Annotated in this window: 3 protein-coding genes and 1 pseudogene; 1 reads left to right on the top strand and 3 read right to left on the bottom strand. The window is 70.0% G+C overall.

The features are described 5' to 3' along the window. A partial coding sequence (locus EBB59_RS13135) for a sulfite exporter TauE/SafE family protein (RefSeq protein ID WP_147455620.1) occupies positions 1-339 on the top strand: 339 nt, incomplete at its 5' end. Positions 340-365: 26 nt separating this feature from the next. On the opposite strand, the gene EBB59_RS13130 is transcribed toward EBB59_RS13135, so the two are convergent. From EBB59_RS13130 to EBB59_RS13960, 3 genes and pseudogenes are all read right to left on the bottom strand, one after another. Then, positions 366-806: a GIY-YIG nuclease family protein gene (locus EBB59_RS13130; protein ID WP_245979344.1), complete on the bottom strand. Its 441-nt coding sequence runs from the start codon at positions 804-806 to the stop codon at positions 366-368. A 10-nt stretch (positions 807-816) separates the two neighbouring features. Continuing rightward, positions 817-2094: a peptidoglycan-binding domain-containing protein gene (locus EBB59_RS13125; protein ID WP_122102584.1), complete on the bottom strand. Its 1278-nt coding sequence runs from the start codon at positions 2092-2094 to the stop codon at positions 817-819. Then, positions 2055-2766 (bottom strand): annotated as a pseudogene (locus tag EBB59_RS13960) (hypothetical protein); the annotation flags it as partial. The pseudogene EBB59_RS13960 and the gene EBB59_RS13125, both read right to left, overlap by 40 nt.

Below are 2766 nucleotides of genomic sequence, written 5' to 3'. Positions count from 1 at the left end.
TCGGCTTTCGTCGGTATTGGCGGCGGCAGCATGACGGTACCGTTGCTCACCTGGCTCGACGTGCCGCCGGTGCGCGCAGTCGGGACTTCCTCGGCCTGCGGGGTGTTCATCGGCCTGGCCAGTGCGTTCGGTTACGCGATGAACGCCCCGGCCGGCGCGTTGCCGCGGCACGCCATCGGCTACGTCTACCTGCCGGCGGCGATCTGCGTGGCGGTGGCCTCGATCCTGCTGGCGCCGCTCGGCGCCCGCATCGCCCATGCGATCAGTGGGCCGGCGTTGAAGCGGGTGTTCGCGTTGTTCCTGCTGGCGGTGGGGGCCAGTCTGGCGCTCGGCGGTTAGGTCGGGCGCGTGATCGATGGCGGCGGCTATGGGGCTTGCTCGGCTTCCGACATCCGCAAATCGCGGAACAAGGCGCCACGCTCGCCGATCGCCGTCATCATCCAGATGGGATGCTTTTTGAAATACGCATACAGATCGAGCCAGGCGGGATTCATGGTCTCCACCAGATGTCTTTTCCATGCGTGCGGTAGGGTGCGGATGTGTTCGATACGGGCCTGGGCCGATGCCGCGTCGGCGCTGGGTTCGAACCAGACCAGGAGCGGGAGCTTCAACTGCGTGGCGGGCAAGGTCATCTTCTGCTGCATCACGATGCGGTCCCAGTGCGTGCGGAGCGCCGCCAGATTGTCGGCCACGTCGATGTAGAACGCCTCGCGCCGGGCGTGGGCCAACAGGTACGCCACGGCCGGGCCGTGTTCCAGGCCGTGCCAATCGGCCTTCTCCAGCCGCGCCAGTGCGGGCCGGACCAAAGGGTGGACCTCATCCACCGCCGCCGTCGCCTCCGCCATCGCCGCCGGGGTCGTTGCCGGGGTTTTCGAGGGTCATCTTCATCACCGGCCCGGTGTGTTCGCGGTTGATTCTTTCCTGTTCGGCCAGGAACGCTTCCATCTCCACGGCATTCTTCCGGTCCAGGGCCCGGGTCTGTTCCAGGGTTTCCGCCAGGGGCGGCGCGGGAGCGCTGAGCGAGAGGGCGTCGGTGAACTTGCCGTAGGTGTGGCTGTAGACGAAGGCACGATCGCCACGGAGGGTCACGTCCTTGAACCGGATGATGTCGTGATCGATCCCCTTCAGTTTGGCCGCATGCATGATTTCGGCGGTCTTCTCGTCCGGGGTGCCCGGGGGCAGTTGCGCCTGGATGGCGGCGAACAGGGCGTGGTCGGGGTGGTCGGTGGGGAAGGTAGGCCGGTGCGGGGCGGGGGCTTCCGGGGGTTCCTCGCGGCTTGGGTGCCCGCCGCCGATGCCGGGGGTAGGGGGGGATGTCGGGATGCCCGCGTCCACGCTTGGCCAGGGGGCGTCCGCCGTGGGGCGCATGGGCCGCGGTTGGCCGGATGCCATGGTGGCGGCGTCTTGTCCGGTGGGTTGCAGCGGGGGCAGGCGGGCATGATGCGCGCGGGTCAGGGCGGCGTTCACGCTCGGGTCGGCGATGCCGGTGACGGGCAGGCCGTGGCTGTGCTGGAACTGGCGCACGGCGTGCTCGGTCTCCGGGCCGAAGCGGTCGTCCTGCGGGACGGGGTGGCCTTCGGGCCCGGTCATGCCGACCCGGTGCAGGCGGTATTGCAGGAAGGCCACGTCATTGCCTTGGTTGCCCAGGCATAGGTAGTCGCGTTCGGGCGGGGTGGGTGGGGGTGTCGTTTCCCGCTGCGCGGCTTCTTCGGCGTGCCGTTCTCGTACCAGCCGCTCGCGTGCTTCCCGTGCGGCTAGTTCGCGCGCCGCGTGCGCTTCGCGTTCCCGCTGTTCTTGCAGTTGTCGTTCGCGTGCTTCGCGTTCGTGTGCTTCCTGTGCCTGGCGTTCCTGTTCCCGGCGCGCTTGCAGCATGGCTTCGACCGAGGGCGAGAGGGTCTGCCGGGCCAGGTGCTCGCGTGCGAGGGCGTTGTTCATGGCGCCCTCGGTGATGCCGGTGGCGGGCAGGCCGTGGCTGTGTTGGAACTGGCGCACGGCGTGCTCGGTCTCCGGGCCGAAGCGACCATCCTGCGGGACGGGTTGGCCTTCGGGCCCGGTCATGCCGACCCGGTGCAGGCGGTATTGCAGGAAGGCCACGTCATTGCCTTGGTCGCCCAGGCGCAGGCGCTCGGTGTCGTGGGTGGCGGGGACGGACGGGGGATCGTCGGGTGCGGTGTCTTGCGTTGGGGGCGTGTGCCGGTTCCGGGTGGCGGCGGGGCGGCCGTGGTTTGTGGGGGCGAGGAGACATCGGCGGCGGATGGCGAGGTGGGCACATCGGGTGCCGGGTCGGTGGAGCGGGATGTGGCGGCTTCTGGCATGGGGGGTTGAACCCGGGGGTCGGGTTCGGGCGCGGCGGCACCGGGCGGCGTCGCCGGCGATGCCGCTGGCGGGGCCGCTTCGGAGGCGGCCATGTCGTCCCGCCCCGGCTGGGCGTCGGTCCCGATGCCAGTGGCCTGCGCCCCATCCGAATCTGGATGGGAAGCACGCACTTGCGCGGCTGCCTGCGTGATCGCCTGCGCTGTCGCGTCCTGAGACAGGCCCAGGCGGTGGGCCTCGTGCTGTGCCTGTCGGGTGGCCTCGCGCTGCCGGGGCGATGGCCGTGCGATGCGCAGTTCGGGGGCGTCAGGGGTGGGGGTGTCGATGAGCGCCCGCTGCGCCCGGATGTCCTGCCGCGCCTGTTGGATGTCGGCATCGGTGGTGAGGGCGGCGACGCGGATGACGCCATCGTCATCGCGGCGCAGATGGGCGATGGTGCTGTGGACGTCGTAT

The organism is Solilutibacter pythonis, assembly GCF_003697345.1.
GTDB classification, from domain to species: Bacteria; Pseudomonadota; Gammaproteobacteria; order Xanthomonadales; family Xanthomonadaceae; genus Solilutibacter; species Solilutibacter pythonis.
Note: the sequence above shows the minus strand (reverse complement) of the source record. Positions and strands in the feature narration are given on the sequence as shown.